General features: G+C 78.2%; 3 protein-coding genes. 1 reads left to right on the top strand and 2 read right to left on the bottom strand.

Annotated elements, in window-relative coordinates; translation table 11 throughout:
• Nucleotides 1-593: 593 nt before the first annotated feature.
• On the top strand, nt 594-1,826 hold the full coding sequence (locus JNW98_RS32460) for an MFS transporter (protein WP_372459381.1): 1,233 nt from the start codon (nt 594-596) through the stop codon (nt 1,824-1,826).
• A gap of 95 nt (nt 1,827-1,921) precedes the next feature.
• On the opposite strand, the gene JNW98_RS32455 is transcribed toward JNW98_RS32460, so the two are convergent.
• Both JNW98_RS32455 and JNW98_RS32450 read right to left on the bottom strand, forming a co-directional pair.
• On the bottom strand, nt 1,922-2,149 hold the full coding sequence (locus JNW98_RS32455) for a DUF6480 family protein (RefSeq protein WP_223771889.1): 228 nt from the start codon (nt 2,147-2,149) through the stop codon (nt 1,922-1,924).
• A 70-nt stretch (nt 2,150-2,219) separates the two neighbouring features.
• Nucleotides 2,220-3,083: glycosyltransferase family 9 protein (locus tag JNW98_RS32450; protein ID WP_223771888.1), on the bottom strand; the 864-nt coding region annotated here is incomplete at its 5' end.

The raw sequence follows: 3,083 nt of genomic DNA, 5'->3' as shown, positions 1-3,083 counted from the left end.
CCCCGGACCCGCCCCTTCGCCGCGTCCCGGGGGACAAGCCCCCCCGGACCCCCTGAAACCGCGCTCCGCGCGGTACAACCGCGCGGAGCCGCGACAAGGGGGGTCTGGGGCGCAGCCCCGGGAAACGGCGAAGGGGCGGGTCCGGGGCGCTCCACCCTGTGACCCGGGCCACGACCCCACGATCACGCCCCCCACCTGCGACTTTGCGCGTGGTGACTCACCGCACAGCCGCCGCGCTTCTCCCGGCGGGGAACCGCTTGTGACGATGTTCGGGACGCCAGGAGCGCCGCCCACCGCGAGCCCGTCCACGGCGTCCCCGGCCCCCGCCGCGTTCCACGGCGGGGCTTTCGACGCCCGGACGACCGATCCGCACCGCCATCTCACGGCGCGCGGACGCGCGGGGCCCGAACGTGCCGGCCCGCCCGACCCGCCTCCCCACGGACGGACCATCCTTGCGCCCCACGCCAGCCCAGCCCGCCGCCCGCACGACCGATACCGCCGCCCGCGTGCGTCCGGTCCGCGCCCTGCTCACCCGCCGCCCGGCCGGTGCCAAGGGCGACCGGTCGCCGTGGCGCTGCCTGCGCGGCCGCAGCATGCGCTGGTGGTCGGCCGCCAACCTGGTGTCGAACCTCGGCACCTGGATGCAGCTGACCGTGCAGAACCTGCTCGTCCTCCAGCTGACCGGCTCCGCCGCCGCGACCGGCCTCTCGCTGTCCGTCCAGGCCGCGCCCGGCCTGCTCTTCGGCCTGCTCGGCGGTGCCGTCGTGGACCGGCTGCCGCGCAAGCTCACCGCCGCCGTCAGCCAGGCGCTGCTGGCCGCCGTGGCCTTCACCACGGCCGTGCTGGTGGGATGCGGCATGCTCACCGTGCCCGTCCTGATGGGCCTCGCCGCCGTCACCGGTCTGATCGCCACCGTCGACGGCCCGGCGACCTCGCTGCTCGGCAACGACCTCGTCCCGGAGAAGGACGTGCCCTCGGCCATCGCCCTGGGCTCGGTCGTGCACAGCGTCGGCCGGCTCGCCGGCACCGCCCTCGCGGCCGTCGGCATCGCCACCATCGGCACGGCGGGAGCGTACGCGCTCAACGGCGTGTCGTTCCTGTTCGTGACCGCGGTCATCCCGTTCCTCCGGCTGCACCCGGACGCCGCCGCGGCGGCGGCCGCCGCTCCGGCCGACGCGGCGGCGTCGGGCGGGCGCGGTGGCCTGGCGTTCTTCCTCAGCCGCCGCACCCTGGTCGCCCTCGCCGTGATCGCCGCCGTCAGCGCCGTCCTCGGCCGCAACTACCAGCTGACCCTGGCCACCCTCGTCACCGGGCCGCTGCACGGCGGCGCCGGCGCCTACGGCCTGGTCTCCGCGCTGCTCGCCGTCGGCGGCATCGTGGGCGCCGTGGTGGCCGGCCGGCTGCGGAAGCCGACCGTGCGGCTCGTGGCGCTGCTCGCCGCGGCGGGCGCGGTGCTCCAGATGGCGGCGGGCGTGAGCCCGATGCTGATGATGCTGCTGGTGATGGTGGTGCCGATGGCCATCGTCGAGTCCGTCTCCGACACGGCCACCACGACCGTCCTGCAGACCGACCCGCCGCCGCACATGCGCGGCCGCGTCCTCGGCGTCTGGCGCAGCGTGAGCACCGCCTGGGGCCTCGCCGGGCCGCCGCTGCTGGGCCTCCTCGTCCAGGGCGCGGGCGAGCGCGGCGCGCTCGTCATCGGCGGTGCGGTCATCACGGCCGTCATCGGCGCGGGCATGCTCTTCCGCCGCCGGCGGGGTGCGCCGGCCGCTCGCCCGGCGGTCGTCGCGCCGGTCGCCGAGCCGGCCTTCCAGACGGCGGCCTGAGCGAGGCCGGACGAGGCCCGGTGCCACCCCTGGGGCGGGGGCGGCACCGGGCCTCAACGCGTGCGCGGCCGAGGCCCGTGCGCCTCACACCAGCCTCACACCAGCGCGGCCCAGACGATCACCGTCACGACGAAGACCAGGACGAGCGTGCCGATCGCGACGAGCGGCCCCTTCGCCCAGCCCCGCGTCGGGTTGTAGGTCTCCTGGGGACCCGCGCCGCCCGTGCTGTCCTCGCCGGGCGGCGTCTCGCCCGGCGGTACGCCGCCGCCGGGCTCCAGGCCGGGCGTGCGGGACGGGTCCGGATCCGGGTTGCTGCCGGTCATGGCGGTTCGCCTTCCTGTCGTCCCCCGGTTGTCGTTCCCCAGCGGTGTCCGGTGGCTGTCGCCTTCGTCTTCAGGGTGCCGCGTGGCGGGGGCTGGGGCCACGCGGGACGCCGTGCCGGTCCGGTACGTGTGCCCCGGATCCGCCGCGTCCCTCCCGTCCCGTCGCGGCCTCCACCGCCGCCAGCACCTCGTCCACTCCGATCCGCAGCAGCAGCGGGTCCGGGCGGCGGCCGTGGGGGTCGCCCGGCGGGCCCGGGTGCCAGAGCGCCCGGTGGCGCGGGGACGGCGGCGGGCCCCAGAGCGCGGGGGAGACGGGACCGAAGAGGGTGACGCTGGGGGTGGCGTGGGCCACGGCCAGGTGGGCGACGCCCGTGTCCCCGCTGACGACCGCCTCCGCCCCCGCGACCAGCGCCGACAGGGCGGCGAACGGCAGCCCGCCGGCCAGCGGGCGCGCACCGGGCGCCGCCACGTCCCGTACGAGCTCCTCCTCGCCCGGCCCGCCCGTGACCACGACGTCCCGCCCCGCCGCGACGAGCTCGCGGACCACCGCCGCGTACCGCTCCCGCGGCCAGCGGCGGGCGGGGGAGGCCGCGCCGGGGTGGACGACCACCGCCCCCGGGGCCGGGGACGGGGTGTCCGGACGCGGGAGGGCCAGGTCGCCGGCGTCGGCCGGGACGCCGTAGGAGCGCAGCAGACGGCACCAGCGCTCGCGCTCGTGCTCGTCGGCGCGCCAGGGCGGGCCGGTGATCTCGGGGGTGTCCGGGTGGGCGAACGCCAGCAGCCGGCCCGGCCGCAGCGCGGTGAGCAGCCGGTGGCTCGGCGGCCCGTTGCCGTGCAGGTCGACGGCCACCTCCGGCGGCCGGCCCGTCCAGGCCAGGGAGCCCGGCACGGCCCGCCCGGGCGCGGACGCCGCCAGCAGCCGGTCGACGGCGCC

The sequence above is a fragment of the Streptomyces huiliensis genome (assembly GCF_020037025.1).
GTDB classification, from domain to species: domain Bacteria; phylum Actinomycetota; class Actinomycetes; order Streptomycetales; family Streptomycetaceae; genus Streptomyces; species Streptomyces huiliensis.
Note: the sequence above shows the minus strand (reverse complement) of the source record. Positions and strands in the feature narration are given on the sequence as shown.